The organism is Arthrobacter sp. R1-13 (assembly GCF_054161475.1).
In genome coordinates this window covers 2,094,503-2,110,633 of record NZ_CP096420.1, presented here as the reverse complement: position 1 = coordinate 2,110,633, position 16,131 = coordinate 2,094,503, and the positions used below count along the sequence as shown (strand labels likewise).

The 16,131-nt window shown below is 60.8% G+C and carries 15 protein-coding genes; 12 read left to right on the top strand and 3 right to left on the bottom strand.

Features of this window, described 5'->3' with window-relative positions; genetic code table 11:
• Positions 1-144: 144 nt before the first annotated feature.
• Both M1D88_RS09660 and M1D88_RS09655 read right to left on the bottom strand, forming a co-directional pair.
• Positions 145-1,101 (bottom strand): AraC-like ligand-binding domain-containing protein, encoded by a 957-nt coding sequence (locus M1D88_RS09660; protein ID WP_458114293.1) that lies wholly within the window; start codon positions 1,099-1,101, stop codon positions 145-147.
• Between the two features lie 175 nt (positions 1,102-1,276).
• Complete coding sequence (locus tag M1D88_RS09655) at positions 1,277-1,867, bottom strand: TetR/AcrR family transcriptional regulator (RefSeq protein WP_458114292.1); 591 nt, start codon at positions 1,865-1,867, stop codon at positions 1,277-1,279.
• A gap of 123 nt (positions 1,868-1,990) precedes the next feature.
• Between M1D88_RS09655 and M1D88_RS09650 the strand changes: the two genes are divergently transcribed.
• The 3 genes from M1D88_RS09650 to M1D88_RS09640 all read left to right on the top strand — a co-directional run bounded on the left by M1D88_RS09650 (position 1,991) and on the right by M1D88_RS09640 (position 5,229).
• Positions 1,991-3,991: a primary-amine oxidase gene (locus tag M1D88_RS09650; protein WP_458114291.1), complete on the top strand. Its 2,001-nt coding sequence runs from the start codon at positions 1,991-1,993 to the stop codon at positions 3,989-3,991.
• A 625-nt stretch (positions 3,992-4,616) separates the two neighbouring features.
• A complete protein-coding gene (locus tag M1D88_RS09645; protein WP_458114290.1) occupies positions 4,617-4,829 on the top strand; it encodes a hypothetical protein in 213 nt (70 codons plus the stop codon).
• Positions 4,830-4,962: 133 nt separating this feature from the next.
• Positions 4,963-5,229: a GMC oxidoreductase gene (locus tag M1D88_RS09640; RefSeq protein ID WP_458114289.1), complete on the top strand. Its 267-nt coding sequence runs from the start codon at positions 4,963-4,965 to the stop codon at positions 5,227-5,229.
• An 84-nt stretch (positions 5,230-5,313) separates the two neighbouring features.
• On the opposite strand, the gene M1D88_RS09635 is transcribed toward M1D88_RS09640, so the two are convergent.
• Positions 5,314-6,723 (bottom strand): aldehyde dehydrogenase family protein, encoded by a 1,410-nt coding sequence (locus M1D88_RS09635; protein WP_458114288.1) that lies wholly within the window; start codon positions 6,721-6,723, stop codon positions 5,314-5,316.
• A 285-nt stretch (positions 6,724-7,008) separates the two neighbouring features.
• Between M1D88_RS09635 and M1D88_RS09630 the strand changes: the two genes are divergently transcribed.
• The 9 genes from M1D88_RS09630 to M1D88_RS09590 all read left to right on the top strand — a co-directional run bounded on the left by M1D88_RS09630 (position 7,009) and on the right by M1D88_RS09590 (position 16,123).
• A complete protein-coding gene (locus M1D88_RS09630) occupies positions 7,009-7,968 on the top strand; it encodes a substrate-binding periplasmic protein (protein ID WP_458114287.1) in 960 nt (319 codons plus the stop codon).
• 37 nt (positions 7,969-8,005) lie between these two features.
• Entirely contained in the window at positions 8,006-8,662 is a 657-nt protein-coding gene (locus M1D88_RS09625) for an amino acid ABC transporter permease (protein WP_458114286.1), read from the top strand.
• Entirely contained in the window at positions 8,659-9,336 is a 678-nt protein-coding gene (locus tag M1D88_RS09620) for an amino acid ABC transporter permease (protein ID WP_458114285.1), read from the top strand. The genes M1D88_RS09625 and M1D88_RS09620 overlap by 4 nt, the downstream gene beginning before the upstream one ends.
• 40 nt (positions 9,337-9,376) lie before the next feature.
• The gene (locus tag M1D88_RS09615; RefSeq protein WP_458114284.1) at positions 9,377-10,141 is read left to right on the top strand and encodes an SDR family NAD(P)-dependent oxidoreductase; all 765 of its coding nucleotides are present in this window, start codon (positions 9,377-9,379) and stop codon (positions 10,139-10,141) included.
• Between the two features lie 51 nt (positions 10,142-10,192).
• A complete protein-coding gene (locus M1D88_RS09610) occupies positions 10,193-11,059 on the top strand; it encodes an amino acid ABC transporter ATP-binding protein (protein WP_458114283.1) in 867 nt (288 codons plus the stop codon).
• A 95-nt stretch (positions 11,060-11,154) separates the two neighbouring features.
• Positions 11,155-11,883 (top strand): amino acid ABC transporter ATP-binding protein, encoded by a 729-nt coding sequence (locus M1D88_RS09605; protein WP_458114282.1) that lies wholly within the window; start codon positions 11,155-11,157, stop codon positions 11,881-11,883.
• A gap of 113 nt (positions 11,884-11,996) precedes the next feature.
• Positions 11,997-13,628, top strand: a complete 1,632-nt coding sequence (locus M1D88_RS09600) for an FAD-dependent oxidoreductase (RefSeq protein ID WP_458114281.1) — start codon at positions 11,997-11,999, stop codon at positions 13,626-13,628.
• Complete coding sequence (locus tag M1D88_RS09595; RefSeq protein ID WP_458114280.1) at positions 13,625-14,515, top strand: MBL fold metallo-hydrolase; 891 nt, start codon at positions 13,625-13,627, stop codon at positions 14,513-14,515. The genes M1D88_RS09600 and M1D88_RS09595 overlap by 4 nt, the downstream gene beginning before the upstream one ends.
• A gap of 3 nt (positions 14,516-14,518) precedes the next feature.
• Positions 14,519-16,123, top strand: a complete 1,605-nt coding sequence (locus M1D88_RS09590; RefSeq protein WP_458114279.1) for a thiamine pyrophosphate-dependent enzyme — start codon at positions 14,519-14,521, stop codon at positions 16,121-16,123.
• Positions 16,124-16,131: the final 8 nt, after the last annotated feature.

Sequence of the window (16,131 nt, the reverse complement as noted above, 5' to 3'; positions counted from 1 at the left end):
AGCGAGGTAGGCAACTGCGGCATTGGCCCGGCTCGGATTACTCCGGGCCGGGTCATTTGCTTGCGGCCGGTGATTTTCCCAACGCACGACGGCGGCTGGTTGCTTGCCGCCAGACGGCGGCGGTTGTTGCGGCGGGCGGCCTGGTCAGCCTGCGCGGCGCCAGTCGCTAGGGGAAACGCCGAAGGCGTCGCGGAAGATGCGGCTGAAATGCGCTGCGTCGAGGAAACCCCAACGGGCAGCGACAGCGCCTACTGACCGCCCGGCATGCAGCGGATCCCGCAGTTCGCGGCGAGCGCCGTCCAGTCGCTGGCTTCTGATCCAGCTGGCCACGGTGGTCCCTGATTCATGGAAGACGTTGTGCAGGTGCCGCGTGGAAATGAAATGTGCGGCCGCAATGCTCGCCGGTGACAGCAGTGGATCGGACAGGTTGGCCTCGATGTATTCCCGCACCGACACGGCAAGGAGAGCCTGCGGCTTCATTTGGTCCGGGGCGATGTCCATTTCGGCGTGCAGCATGGTGGATACAAGGTCCAGGGCGTTTGTGGCCAGCCGGGAACCGCTGGGACCGCTCAGGACGTCAAGGTTCTCGGACAGCTGCCGAATGAACTGCCCCACAATCCCGCTGAGGCCGGTGCTTCCGGCCATTCGGACTGCGGCGAGCTGGCCCACGTAGTCCGTGGGCAGCGAGAGGGCATCGCAGGGGAACATCACCACCATCATCCGCGCCTCTTCCTCGAAGGCGAGGGTATAGGGACGGTTGGTGTCATAGATGGCGAGGTCGCCGGGCTGGAGCAGGGCCTCGCGGTTGTCCTGGATCAGCAGTCCCGTGCCCTCCAGCTGGAGGTTGAGCTTGAAGTAGCGTTCAGTGGCCCGGGCGATCAGGGCGGGGGTGCGGTGGACCTCGTGGGAGGTTGCGGTGACTTCGACGACGGACATCCGGTCCAGCACGCGCAAGCGCATCTGGCCGCGGAACCCGTCAATGTCTTCTGTCCTGGCGCTGAGCGGCACAAAGGACTCCGCTACGAGGTGTTTCCAGTGGTCGAACGTCAGCGCGACGCTGGACCTGACGTTCTGGCTGGCGGGCTGGACTGCAACTGGCATGGATGTTCCTGACGACGGATGGCCGCATAGCGTGGGTTCCCCCATGGATGTGTCCTGGGACACAGTCCACTCAGGTTAACGCCGGAACAGGTCTTTTTTCAACAGTTGTCGAAAAAAGAATCTTTTACTGGAGTGCCAATTGAAGCGTGCGGGGGGCCTCCGGGTAGGGGTGGGCTCAGTTGGCCACCAGGGCCAGAAATCCCTCGAGCTGGTCTGGAAGTCGGGGGCCGGCGCTGGAACCGGCGCCCAGTGCTGCCCCGATCTGTGCACCCAGCAGCATGTTCAGGAGCTGGCTCGCCACCGTGTCGTCGTCGACGGCGGCACTGACGTCCCCAGCCTCCCGCGCCTCCGCGAGATATTGCCGGATGGCAGCAAGCCATTCCTCCATGGACTTCTGGTGGATCTCCGCCTTCTGGGGATCGTTGATCGCCTTCTGCCAGAACGGGATCACTATCCGCGCTTCGTTGACCCGTTCCTCGTCCAGCGGGAGCACCTCCAGGCAGAAGGCCCGCAGTGCCGACAGTCCGGTTTTACCTTCCGTCACTGCGGCGATGCGCTGGTTGGTCCTGTTGAAGACGTGCCCGAATGCAAACTCCAGAAGGGTGTCCTTCGTGGGGAAATATGGTTTGAGCGCCCCGTTGGCGAAGCCTGCCTCCAAGGCAATCTCCCGCATGGTGGCGCCTTCAATGCCGAGCCGCGCAATGATCCGCCATGTGGCATCCACCAGTTCCAGCCTGCGCTCGTCATGGTCAACTATTTTCGGCACCGCGTCCACTCCCGGGGGAAATATTTTCGCTCAGACTCTTGTGAGCCATCTTACGGATGCTTATTCTCTACAAGTATAGAAAATAAAAACCACGACCGCCACGGTCCCGGACAAAGGTCATTCATGACGCTTGCAACAGCTGACAAAGCTTCCCCGTACCGCCTGGCATCAGCTGGCGAGATCACAGAGGTCCAAGCCATCCTGCGCTCCGCCGGCCACCTGGGCCCGGAGAAGCGCATCGCCTACCTGGGCCTGCTGGATCCCGCCCGGGTGACGGTCGCCGTCGGGACTGCCGACGCCGATGCTGCCGCTGTCGCGGGCTCCGTCGGGGACCGGCGCTTCCGGATCTTTATCCATGACCTGACCGGCGGGGCGCCCGTGGACGTGGTGGTTTCAACGTTCATGCGGGAGGTCGTGTCCGCCGTCGAACTCGATACAGCCGTCACGGGAGAGCTTCCCGTCCTTGAAGAGGAATTCGAGGTGGTCGAGTCGCTCCTGGCCACCGATAACCGCTGGCTGAAAGCGCTGGGAGAGCGGGGCCTCGACGTCACCAAGGTCCGCGTTGCCCCGCTCTCGGCAGGGGTGTTCGAGTACCCGGAGGAGAGAGGCCGCCGGATCCTTCGCGGCCTGGCGTTTGTTCAGGATTTTCCGGAGGACAGCGCCTGGGCCCATCCTGTGGACGGCCTTGTGGCCTACGTCGACGTAGTCAGCAAGGAAGTCACGCAGGTCATAGACCTCGGCGCCATGCCCATCCCGTCCGAGCACGGCAACTACACGGACCCGGAGCTGACAGGGCCGCTCCGCACCACGCAAAAGCCCATCAACATCACCCAGCCTGAAGGCCCCAGCTTCAAGGTCATCGGCGGCAACCACGTCGAATGGGAAAAGTGGAGCGTGGATGTCTGCTTCGACGTCAGGGAAGGCGTGGTGCTCCACAACGTTGCCTTCCAGGACGGTGACCGCATGCGGCCCATCATCAACCGGGCCTCCATCGCCGAGATGGTGGTTCCGTACGGTGACCCGTCGCCCATCCGGTCCTGGCAGAACTACTTCGACACCGGCGAATATCTGGTGGGGCAGTACGCCAATTCCCTGGAGCTTGGCTGCGACTGCCTCGGTGACATCACCTATCTCAGCCCCGTGATCAGCGACGCGTTCGGCAACCCGCGCGAGATCCGCAACGGCATCTGTATGCACGAGGAGGACTGGGGCATCCTGTCCAAGCACAGTGACCTCTGGAGCGGCATCAGCTACACGCGCCGCAACCGCCGGCTCGTGATCTCGTTCTTCACCACCATCGGCAACTACGACTACGGCTTCTACTGGTACCTTTACCTCGACGGCACCATCGAATTCGAAGCCAAGGCCACCGGCGTCGTCTTCACCAGCGCGTTTCCGGAGGCCGGCTCGGACAACATCTCCCAGCTTGCACCCGGCCTTGGGGCGCCCTTCCACCAGCACCTCTTCAGCGCCCGCCTGGACATGGCCATTGACGGCTTTACCAACCGCGTGGAGGAGGAAGACGTCATCCGACAGTCCATGGGGGAGGGGAACGAGCGGGGCAACGCCTTCTCCCGCAAACGGACCGTGCTCACCCGCGAATCCGACGCCGTCCGTGAGGCTGATGCTCAAGCCGGCCGGACCTGGATCATCTCCAACCCCGAATCCCGCAACCGGCTCGGCGAGCCCGTGGGCTACAAGCTCCACTCGCAGAACCAGCCCACGCTGCTGGCGGATCCGGATTCGTCCATTGCCCGGCGGGCTGCCTTCGCCACCAAGGACGTGTGGGTTACCCGCTACGCCGACAACGAGCGTTACCCGACGGGCGATTTCGTGAACCAGCACCCGGGCGGAGCAGGCCTGCCGGCATACGTGGGCCAGGATCGTGAGATCGATGGCCAGGACATCGTCGTCTGGCACACCTTCGGCCTCACGCATTTCCCGCGCGTGGAGGACTGGCCCATCATGCCCGTGGATACGGTTGGTTTCAAGCTGCGCCCTGAAGGCTTTTTCGACCGAAGCCCGGTCCTGGACGTGCCCGCCAGCTCCAGCGGATCAAGCGCGGCGGGCAGCTGCCACAGCGCTTCCGGCTCCAGCGCCGGCTCCGCCAGTTGCCACGGCTAGGGAAATTCCGTGACATTTAGACGACGGGTCAGCATCAGCGGGCCCGTCCTGCATCCGCGGTTGTGCGCCCTGCTGGTGACCGGCTCCAGTGCCGTGCACGTATGGCTTGCGTTCCAAAACCAGCACGGCCCTTGGCTAGGTGCGCTGATGACGGGCCTGGCGGCTGTGTGCCTGCCTTGCGCCGTCCATATCTGGCAGCACAGTCGTGTAAGAGCCCTGCACCGGGTCATGGTTTGTGCCATCGTCATGGTTGCCCTCCACGGGATGTTACTGGTGGGCGGTGCAATCGGGAGCCACACTCACTCCGGTTTGCCGCCGTCGAACGTTCACGGCGTCAGCGGCGACGGCGGACTCTTGATGGTCATCGCGCTGGAAATAGCGACGGCGTTGCTCGCCGCAACCCTGGTCGCCCGCCTGCGCTCAGTTCCCCGCGTTTACATTCCTGCAGATTCGCCAGAGCGTTCTGGATCTGGGCTAGTCGCGGAGAGTCAAGTGGCGTGCGCGCAAGTACAACGAGGTGGGCCCCGGGCTCACGCTGGAGTCATGTCATCACTACTGAAGGGGTTGAGTTCGCGTTCTTGAGAATACTGCGGATCTGGTACTGGTCAATGGAACCATCGCTACCATGGATACCGCTCAACCACTGGTTTCCAAACTGGCGGTGAAGGACGGCAAGGTTCTGGCGCTCGGCCATGATGCGGAGCTGGCATGCGGGCCTCAGACCCGGATTGTTGATCTCCACGGCTCGTTTTTGATGCCAGGCCTGCTCGACGTGCACAACCATCAGACCGGGGAGCCGTCAAACTCTCCGGCCCTGCCCACGAGGATCCTCTGCTGATCGATCTGGGCGCATTGAATGAGGAGCAGGACTTAAAAGCCCTCGTCGCCTCAGCGGCAGTGCCGTGAGCTAGGCCGAGCACAGGCGTTGGCCGAGCGTGGCGCCGTCGAGCTCTACTCTACCGGGACCCCACGTGTCCGATGACGAGCTCGAAGAGTATGTTCGCAGGACAGTCATCACCTACCACCACCAGGTCGGAACCTGCAAGATGGGTGTCGACGTCAACGCCGTTGTTGACCCTCGGACGCTAAGGGGCCGGGGCCTTGCGGGGGTCCGTATAGCAGACGCCGCAATAATGCCGTTGGTGACGACAGGTAACACGAATGCGCCGACAGTCATGATCGCCGAGCGGGCTACGAAGTTCATCAAGGAACAAGGGAGCCGCCACGCCGAAAGGTGACGCTTCCCTTCAACTCCAGACCACAAGAGATGCCCCCGTCACACAACGGGGGCATCTCGTCGTTGCCAGACGCTTGTGGCGGTTTTAGCCGTTGATTACCTGCGGTACGCCGAGTGCTTTGAGCCCTTCAACACCGAACTCGAGGCCATAGCCGGATTGCTTGGCTCCGCCGAACGGGATCCGGGGATCTACAGCGCCATGCTTGTTGATCCAGACTGTTCCCGCCTGGATGCGTGCGGCTACCTCCCGCGCGGCAGAAAGGTCGGAGGACCAGACAGAGGCGCCGAGACCGACGTCGAGGCCGTTAGCCTTTGACACGGCGTCGTCCAGGTTGCTGTACCGGATGATCGGCAGGGCCGGGCCGAACTGCTCCTCGGCCACAAGTGGGTTGTCGTTGTCGATATCGGCTACCAGCGTGGTGGGGTAGAAGTAGCCGGGCTGGTCGGGGTCGGGGTTACCGCCGATCAGGATGCGTGCCCCGCTGTCGCGGGCGGCGTCCACGAGGCCGGCCACAATATCGTACTGTGCTTTGTTCTGCAGAGGGCCAAGTACGTTGTTCTCGTTGATGCCATTACCCATGGGCATTGCGGCCGCGACGGCGGTGAGTTCTTCGCAGACGGCGTCGTAGACATCGTCGTGGACGTAGAGGCGCTTGAGGGCCGCGCAGGTCTGGCCGGTGTTGATGAAGGCGCCCCAGAAGAGGTCCTGAGCGATGGCTTTGGAATCCACGTCGGGAAGCACGATGCCAGCGTCGTTGCCGCCGAGTTCTAGCGTGAGCCGTTTGACGGTGTCCGCGGAGGACTTGATGATGGCCTTGCCGGTGGCGGTTGAGCCGGTGAACATGATTTTCCCGATGGCGGGATGCTCGGTCATGCGGGCACCGACTTCGCGACTGCCGCAGACCACGCTCAGGAGGCCTTCCGGCAGCTCCTGGTTAATGACGTGGATCAGGGCGAGCACGCTGAGCGGCGTGTATTCGGACGGCTTGACCACGACGGCGTTGCCCATCCGCAGGGCAGGCGCGATCTGCCAGACGGTAATCATCATGGGCCAGTTCCAGGGCCCGATGGCCCCTACGACGCCGATTGGCTTGTAGTGCAGTTCGGCGCGGGTCTCGCCGTCGTCCACGATTGTTTCCGGGTCCAGGGGGATGGTGGCGGCCGTGCGCAGCCAGGCGGCGCAGGCGCCTACTTCGAAGCGTGCGTTGGGTCCGTTGAGCGGTTTGCCTTGTTCGCGCGAGAGAAGCTGGGCGAGTTCTTCCGCTGAGCGCTCGACGGCGTCGGCTGCCTTGAGGAGCGCGGCGGACCGGCCGTCGTGGCCCAAGTCCGCCCAGCCTGATTGGGCTGCCTGGGCGGCGTCGATTACCTGCTCAAGATATTCGAGCGTATGGACAGGCGCTTCGCCCACCGGTTCGCCTGTTGCAGGATCAAAAATCGTCCGCGTGGTCTCGGAGGTGTCAGAGATGGACGCGAGAAGTGCATCGTAGGATTCCATGGGTTACTCCACTTCGAGTAGGCAGCTGAGCACGGCCGGATAGCCGATCAGGTTACTGCAAGTCTGGTTCAGGTTCTTGGCAGCTACCTTGTCTTTTTGTGCAGGACGCTTGTCATCAAGGGAACGACAACGCGCTCTCCCAATTCCGAGCTGCTCACTGGAAATCCGGCAAAACTTTCAACCAGGAAAGAAACCTGTAGGTTTTCCTATACGATATGCGATAGCATGATTATCATCACAGAGACGTGGCCGCGAGGGCACGTCCAAATCAGGAAAGGACCTGAAATGGCCATCAGCGACAAGACCGAGCATGACTCCGACACTTCGCCTGTAACTACCACGAACGAACATCCTGGCCGCCGGGGGCTGATCGCCGGCGCAGCAGCCGGCGCGGCAGTCTTTGGACTGACCCGGCTCATCCCGGGAGCAGACGGGGGCGCGGGCGCCACCGGCGCGGGCTCCTCTGCCGACAAGGAACCCTTGGTGGACAAGTGGCGGCGGACGAAAGAGGCAAACCTGGGCTGGGAATTCTCCACTCCGCTGATGCAGTTCCGCAACTCCGCCGGTGAGCCGGACGGGTTCAGTGTGGAGATGGTCAAGATGATGATGGCGGATCTGGACAAAGACATAAAGATCAACTTCACGGAAATGCCCTTCGCGCAGCTTGTACCCGCGCTGGTGTCAGGCAAGGTTGAAATGCTCGAACCCGTCACGAATCTGCCCGCCCGGGCCAATGAGGGCCTGTTCGCTGACATCCCTGCGAACTATGCACCCATCTACGCGCTGCGTAAGCCCGGGAGCACTATCGAAACGGATGAGGCTCTGAACGATCCCGCTGTGAAGATCGCCGTGATCCAGGGATCCTCCCAGGCATCAATTGGCGCCCAGCGTTATCCGAAGGCCACGTTCGTTGCTCTGGCTGACGCGACGGTGGCGATCGCAGAGGTGGCTTCCGGACGGGCTGACATTACACTGGCCTCAATCTTCAATGTCATGAATGGGCTTCGAAACAACCCGGGCCTGACCGTCCTGCCGGGCGAGCCCCTTTATGTGGACGTTAACACTTTCCTGTTGCCTCATGGTGACTACAAGTCACACATCTGGATTTCGAACTGGCTGCGGCATCATGCCGGACGCGGAACGATCGCTGCGCTTTGGAACAAATGGGTCGGCGACGCGCTTCGGAGTGAATTCAAGCTCCCGGTCGTGACCGTCGGCCCAGGCGGCGGCCTCATACAGGTCTAACCCGAACGCTGGCCGCCCAATACGCACATAGGAAATAATGCCTGATATGAATTGGGGCGCAGTCCTCAGCCGGTATGACCTCTTCCTTGCCGGAGCCGCAGTGGACATCTACATCGCGCTGGCAAGCTTCGCCCTCACGGTCGTCATTGGACTTTGCCTGGCCTCGATGTCTCGCGGAAACGGGTTTTCCCGGACCGTCTCGTACATTCTTGTCCAGATCATCCGAGGAGCGCCGCTGTACGTCCTGCTGCTGTGGGTCTACTTCGGCGTGTCTCAGGTCATCGGAATCAACATCCCACCTATAGCCGCCGTGATCATCGCTCTCGGCATAGCAACCTCCGGGGTAACCGCAGAGGTCTTCCGGTCCTCGTTCCTTGCCCTCGACAAGGGACAGGCGCTGGCAGCAAAGTCCTTTGGCATGACACGGTGGCAGGCCTACACATCGGTACTCTTCCCCCAAGCGATCCGCATCGCTTTGCCCCAGTTGGGAAACGTTTTCGTGATGCAGCTCAAAGGAGCCACCTACGCTGCTGTTATCGGTGTCGCGGAGGCCGTCTTCGTGGCCCAGGAAATCTCCACGAGTCTGTTCCTGCCGTTCGAAGCCTATGGGGCACTGGCAATAGTTCTGGTCCTGATGGCTTTCGCAGCCTCCTTCGCCTTCAACCTCACTGAACGGAGGCTAAAGATCAAATGACCGACTGGTTCGAGAAGCTATGGTCCACCTGGGGTCCTGTCCTGGGCTCAACAGGGGCAATTTCTGAGGGCATTTACATCACTCTCGCTGTATCATTTGCATCCTTCGGCCTCGCTTGTGTTGGTGGCCTGGTTTTGACTCTGATGCGTTTGAGCGGGCTGAAGTGGCTCGAAAGGACGGCATTCACTCTGACGCAAATCTTCAGATCGCTGTCGGCCTATGTCTACGTCCTCTTTATCTACTTCGCACTGCCTGCCATCATAGGCGTCCCCATTCCACCCATCGTCGCAGGCATCATTGGCCTCACTATCCTCAACAGCGCTTACATCGCCGAAATCCTCCGATCAGCGCTTTCCAGCGTCGGAAGCGGGCAGCGCGAGGCTGCAGCCGTCCTGGGAATGTCCACGGGCCGCACCTATACGGACATCATCCTGCCGCAGGGAATCCGCGTGGCCATACCGTCCTTGGTGAGCCAGCTGACCATCATCCTGAAGGATTCGTCCATCATTGGCGTCATCGGTGTCGCTGACATCATGTACCGGGCCAGCCACACGGCGGCGTTGACGTTCCAGTACTTCGAGTACTACACGCTCGTCGGACTCATGTATGTGGTGGTCGTGTTCATCCTTACCACCTTCAGCTCCTGGGTCGAGAGAAAGCTGCGCATTCCATGATCACGTTCGTGGACACCACTCATCAAATCGAAAGGTTCTCATGCGTTTCCAAGGAAAGGTAGTCCTGATAACAGGAGCTGCCGGGGGTCTGGGTGAGGCGTCCACCAGAAAGTTCGCCGCGGAAGGCGCCAAGCTGATCCTCACAGACCTGGACCAGGAGAAGGTAGAAACTCTCGCTGCCAAATGCAGAGCCGAATTCGGTTCATCTGTGGTGGCATTGGGCGGTGACATTGCCCAAGAAAGTGTCGTGAACGATGTAGTGGCTGCCGGCCTGTCGGAGTTCGGCAGGATCGACGTCCTGTTCAACAATGCGGGAGTCAATCCGACAGGAAACGTTGTTGAAACGAGCCTTGCAGTATGGGATCTGACGATGAATATCAATCTTCGGTCCGCGTTCATGATGACGTCCCGCGTTGTACCCGGAATGGTCAGAGCCGGCGGTGGGGTGATTGTAAACACCGCGTCCATTGCCTCCTTCAAGGCATCGAACAACGAAGCCGCCTACAGCGTTTCCAAAGCCGCCCTGCTGCAACTCACCAAAGTGACCGCCCGTGACTTCGCCGGTTCGAACATCAGGGCCAACGCAGTTTGTGCTGGCATTCTCGAAAATTTTATGGCCGATCGGAAAGCTATCTCATCGGACGAGATGATCGAGAATCGCCGGAACCGAGTGCGGGAAATTGTCCCTTTCAAGCGAGAAGGACGCTATGAGGAGATCGCCAACGTTGTGGCCTTCCTGGCCAGCGACGACGCCTCCTACATCACAGGAGCAGCGCTGACAGCGGACGGTGGACTCACCGTATGAAAGGGGCCCAAAGCCATGACTGATCCGCTAGTTAGGAATGAGGATGAACTCATGACTGATGAGGACATCGAAGCCGGCGAGTTCAAGCCCACGCAGGAACCAGATGCGCAGCCGGCGGCGACCGAGGCGCGGGTGCCAATTATTTCCCTTCGAAACGTCCGGAAAACCTATAACGCAGGGACGCCCAAGGAAGTGACTGTCCTCAAAGGCATCAATCTGGATATCTATCCGGGTGAAGTAGTGGTTTTGGTCGGTCCCAGTGGCTGCGGAAAGAGTACCCTTTTGCGGTCCATGAACCTCATCGCGCCCCCCGACACCGGAAGGATAACTTTCAAGGGCAGCACGTGGTCCAACAGCCAGATTGATTTTTTCGACTTCAAGGCCCGACGGGCAGAAATGCGGGCCATCGCCGCATGGCGAATGTCCATGGGCATGGTATTTCAGAGCTTCAATCTGTTCCCGCACCGGACGGTGCTGCAGAACGCAATGATCGGTCCCCTCCGGGCCAAAAACACCGACCGGGCTGAGGCAGAAAGGTTAGCGCTGGCCGGGCTCCGCAAAGTGGGCATGGAGGATAAGAAGGACTATTTCCCCAGCAGCCTCTCCGGCGGGCAGAAGCAACGGGTTGCGATTGCTCGAGCCCTCGCAATGCAGCCGGAGGTCATGCTCTTTGACGAAGCCACGTCCGCCCTGGACCCGGAACTGCGGATCGACATTCTCGAGGAAATGAAACAGCTCGCCTCCGAGGGAATGACCATGGTGGTCGTAACACACGAACTGGCGTTCGCGAGGGAAGTAGGCAGCCGGGTGATCTTCATGGAGAACGGCCAAATCACAGAGGACGGACCGGCAAAGGAAACCATCGACAACGCCACCCATCCCCGTTTTATCGAGTTCCTCCGTGCGCTTCACCACTGACCCCGGAAGCGCATCTGCCTTGATGAACGGAATACCCGCCCTGGTACAGGGCGTGCCGAAAGAAGCACCCCGATATCCGACTAAAGGAAGAACAGATGATCAGTGTTAAGGGCGTATCGAAGTCCTATGGGGACGTAGAGGTTCTGACCGATTGTTCCCTCCAGGTGGAGAAAGGGGAGGTTGTCGTAATCTGCGGCCCCTCGGGTTCGGGCAAGAGCACCTTCATTAAGACCCTGAACGGATTGGAGCCAATCAACTCCGGATCCATAGACATCGCGGGCTTCACGCTGCAGCCAAGGAAGAAAGTGCCCCGGAAGCTGCACTTCAACGTGGGAATGGTGTTCCAGCACTTCGAGCTTTTTCCGCACCTCACAGCACTGCAGAACGTGGCTCTGCCGCAGGTCAAAGTACTCCGTCGGAGTAAAAAGGAAGCGATGGAGCGCTCCGCGCAGCTGCTGGCCCGTGTAGGCCTGGAGGCGCACGCAGACAAGTACCCGCAGAGCTTGTCCGGAGGGCAACAGCAGCGGGTTGCGATAGCCCGCACCTTGGCCATGGACCCAAAAATCATGCTTTTCGACGAGCCAACCTCTGCGCTTGATCCAGAGATGGTTAACGAAGTACTTGCTGTGATGACAGGTCTGGCAAAGGAGGGTATGACTATGCTCTGCGTTACCCATGAAATGGGGTTTGCCAAACGAGCGGCCGACCGGGTGGTTTTTATGGACCACGGCAGAATCCTGGAGGATCTTCCCGTCGAAGATTTCTTCACCAACTCAACCACACAGCGTGCCCGCGACTTTCTCTCCAAAATCCTGGTGCTCTAGTTGCCACACTGCTGTATGCGAAAGGGATTGCGGCACGAGTTCAGTTATCTAGTCCGGTTTCATCCTATAGGATTTCCAATAGTGTTCTCGACTATTACTGAAGGAACAGCACCATGAGCAGGCGTACATATGACCTAGCGGTGGTCGGCTCTGGCGGAGCGGGCCTCGTTGCAGCCTGCGCGGCAGCTGACCGCGGTCTTTCGGTGATCGTGCTGGAATCAACAGATTTCCTTGGCGGGACCACTGCCTTGTCGGGCGGCCAGATGTGGATTCCCTGTTCGCCCGCAATGATCCGTGAAGGCTTCAGTGATTCTGCCGACGCAGCAATGGCCTACCTTCAGCGGGTGACGCTTGGGGTATCCCCAGCGGCCAGTCTGCGGTCTTTCTTGGAAAATGCACCCAAATTCGTCACCTACCTTGAGGATGAGCTCAACATACCTGTCGTTAATATTGACCGCCCCGACTACCACCCGGACTGGGCCGGCGCGGCGATGGGCCGCACTGTTGAACCCCTACCCGTTCCGGCCCAGGATCTCGGCGCCTGGAAGGAACGAACACGTACCTCTCCTACAAGGCGTCCCCTCACGGGGCCCGAGACCCGCACTGGGATAGACAACGTTCTCGTGGCGGAGCGGGAAGCGTCGGATGTGCGGACCCAGGGATCCGGACTTGTTGCGGGACTCGTAAGGGCGGCCTTGCGGCGTGGCGTTGAACTGCGAACCCTCGCCCGGGTCACGTCCGTTAGCCGGTTGGCTGGAGACTTCCTGCTCGGCATGGAGGAAGGGGAGATCGTGGCCCAGAACGTCGTCCTCGCCTCAGGCGGTTTTGCCCGCAGCGCCGATCTTCGGAAGGACTTTCTTCCGCCCGTGGAGATTGTTCCGACGGCTGCTCCCGGTTCGCTAGGGGACAGTCTCCGGCTGGGCACGGCATTGGGAGGCAGGCTACGCGGAATGAGCGAAGCCTGGTGGACTGCCGCCGCATCTATTGAGGGAGAGACCATCGACGGCGTAAGTCTCCACAGGAATGTGGTTCGGGAGCTCGCCTTCCCAGGCTCGATTTTAGTGAACGCGGCCGGCGTCCGCTTCGTAAATGAGGCAAGCTCCTACAACGATCTGGGCAAGTCGTTCTACACGTTTGACGCTGCGGGTCATCGGTTCCCCAACCAACCCGCATGGCTCATTTTCGATGCGAACTTCAGGAGCACCCGATCCATAGCAGGCATCGGGCCCTCGGCACCGGCGCCCAAGGAATTCATCGAGGCGGACGGTCTCTCATCCCTTGCCCGGAACTGCGGCATCGATGCCGCAGCCCTGCACCTGACTGTGGCAGAGAACAACAACTCAGCCCGAACCGGAGCGGACAGAAGGTTCAGCCGCGGCGCAAACGCGCACGACCGGTTCAACGGGGACCAAGCGCATCAACCCAACCCGTGCCTTGGCCCCATCACTGAACCGCCGTTCTTTGCCGTGCCCATCACCCTGGGCGCAAATGGCACCAAGGGGGGTCTGGTCACCGACGAATTTTCACGTGTACTTGACCACCGCGGCGAACCTATCCGTGGCCTTTTCGCCGCTGGCGAATCCGCAGCCGCCCTCATGGGCCCCGGCTATGCCGGATCCGGTGCCTCTCTCGGTCCGGCGCTGACATCCGCATTCACCCTTGCAGTCAAGCTTTCGCCCCCCGCCCCGGAGTCCATGGGCTCCCACGCAGGCATGATGACGAGGACGGAAAGGGCAGGACAATGAACAGCACTGCAGACACGGTATCCGGACGCCCGAGCGTAAATGAAGTCGTAGTACTTGGCTCTGCCGGTGGCCCCACACCCAAGCCCGGCCGGCGCCCGGTATCGCATGCTCTCGTCATCGATGATGGGGTGACGGTCATCGACTGTGGAAACGGCACGGTCAACCAATTTGTCACCGCAGGGCTGGATCTGAGCAGGCTCAGACGGATTCTCATAACGCACCATCACATCGACCATGTGGCTGACGTCGCCATGTTGCTGCACTTGGCGTGGTCTCAGCTGGACAGGGTTATCCAGGTCATCGGGCCACCGCCCTTGAAAAGACTTTTCGAGCTCCATTACGAAGCTTTCGAATTCGACATCCGCTCCCGCATGGATGACGAAGGACGGAAGCATCTGAGGGAGTTTGTCGAGGTCATCGAAATCGAGGCGGATGCGATCATTCAACTTGGCAATGCGGTGATCACCGCGGTGTTGGTTGATCATCAACCGGTGCCTTATGCCTTCGGCTACAGAATTGACCAGTCGGGCCTGAGTGTGTGCTTCTCAGGGGACACGCGGCCCTCCAATTTCCTGGCCAGGCTCGCTCAGGACGCGGACTTGCTCGTCCACGAAACCACGTATCTGGCCAACGCTGCGGACTACCTCAGCCCAGCGAGGGCAGCCCGCGTACTACCCCGCATGAATTCAGTCCACAGCGACCCAACGGGCGCCGCCCGGATCGCGGCCTCTGCCAAGGCGAAAGCCCTTCTCCTTAGCCCCGTCGGCACCTTCGGACCGGTGTCTGACGAGGAAATACTGGCCGAAGCCGGCGTCGAGTTTCCCGGAAAGACCTGGGTTGGCAGAGACTTCCTGCGAGTCCCACTTCCCATCAAAGGAGAGATCTAAGTTATGACCACGTACAACACCGGCGGCGAAGCCGTCGTCAACAGCCTTAAGGCGAACGGCCTGACCACCATTTTCGGCTTGCCTGGCGTACAGAACGACTGGCTCTACAACGCCTTTTATGACGCGGGAGAGGACATTCGCGTGATCCACACCCGTCATGAGCAGGGCGCCGCATACATGGCTCTGGGCCACACCATGGCCACGGGCAAGCCAAGCGTCTGCAATGTTGTGCCGGGGCCAGGCGTACTAAACGCCGGGGCGGCGCTTGCCACTGCGTACGGCCTGAATGCAAAGATGCTGTTCCTCACCGGTCAGGTCCCGCAGAAGATGATTGGCCGGGAAATGGGAACGCTGCATGAGGTCCCGGACCAGCCTGGGCTCCTTCGTTCCCTGACAAAGCACTACGACAGGGTCACTCATCCAGCAGAAGCGGGAACCAAAATTGCGGCTGCCATCCGCGCCCTGAACACCGGACGGCCCCGTCCGGCTGCGATTGAGGTGCCGATGGACGTGCTGGAGCATCGTGCTCCGGTCCCGGACCGGTTCCCCGTCGCTCACGGTCCCCAAGACGTCATCGATGAGGAAGGAATAGAAAAAGCCCTCTCCATCCTGGCCAACGCCAAGAATCCCATGATCTTCGTCGCCAACGGGGCACAGGATGTCTCAGCTGAAGCCACACGGCTTGCTGAAATTCTTCAGGCACCCGTGGTCGGCTACCGCACAGGACGCGGCATCGTCGACAGCCGGCATCCCCTAAGCTGCTTCCTGCCCGAGGCCAAGCCCCTGTGGGCCGAGACTGATGTGCTCATCGCTCTGGGCGGCAGCGCCCGTTCAGCTCTCCAGGGCTGGGGGAGAGGTGCGCGCAAGGTGATCCGGATCGACGTCGACCAGACTGTCCACGGCCGCTATGGCCAGCCCGATGCGGCAATCACGGGGCGCCTCGAATCACACCTGCCGGTCCTCATCGAAGGATTGGAAAAGAGAGGCATCCAAAATGCCGACATCACCGAGCAAATGACACTGGTGCATAAGGAGTGGCAGGAACGCAGCGCCGTACTGGACCAGCAGACCGCCTATCTCACTGTCATTCGCGAGGCGCTCGGCATTGATGGCATCTTCGTCGATGAACTCACCCAAGTCGGCTTTGCCAGCCGCATCCTGCTGCCCGTCTACAAGCCCCGGACTTTCATCTCCACCGGCTATATGGGCACGCTCGGCTATGGCTTCCCCACTGCCCTGGGAGCCAAGGTGGCAAAACCAGACACGCGCGTGCTTTCGGTGACAGGCGACGGTGGTTTCATGTTCGCCGCAACGGAGTTGGCAACTGCAGTTCAGCACAATATCGGACTGGTCACGGTTCTTTTCAACAATTCCCAGTACGGCAACGTCCAGCAGATGCAACGGGACCTTTACGGTGGAAAGGTGATAGCCACCGACCTGGTTAACCCGAACTTCGAGCAGTTCGTCACGTCATTCGGAGCCTCCTACGGACGTGCCACATCGCCGCAGGAACTGGCCCCGGTACTCGAGAACGCCTTCAGGTCCGGCAAACCCACCGTGGTGGAGGTTGTAGTCGGCGACATGATCAGCGTGGACCAGTTCCGGTGACGGGAAAA